Annotated in this window: 1 protein-coding gene; it reads left to right on the plus strand. The window is 64.8% G+C overall.

Translation table 11 applies throughout. The features are described 5' to 3' along the window. Positions 1 to 236: hypothetical protein (locus AAEZ05_RS30175; RefSeq protein WP_350650344.1), on the plus strand; the 236-nt coding region annotated here is incomplete at both ends.

Genomic DNA, 236 nt, shown 5'->3' on the forward strand with positions numbered 1-236 from the left:
GGCCTGGCCGTGGCGCAGTTGGCCGGTGTGCCGAACGAGGTGATCACCCGTGCCCGTGAACACCTAAGCCGCCTGGAAACCACGGCGCTGCCCCATGAAACGGTAGTCGCCAGCCCGGCCAAGGCCAGCAAGAAACCTGCCGCGCCGCATCAGAGCGATATGTTCGCCAGCCTGCCCCATCCGGTGCTGGATGAGCTGGCAAAGCTTGACCTGGATGACTTGACGCCGCGTAAAGC

The organism is Pseudomonas sp. HY13-MNA-CIBAN-0226 (genome assembly GCF_040310305.1).
In the GTDB taxonomy this organism is placed as follows: Bacteria; Pseudomonadota; Gammaproteobacteria; order Pseudomonadales; family Pseudomonadaceae; genus Aquipseudomonas; species Aquipseudomonas gregormendelii.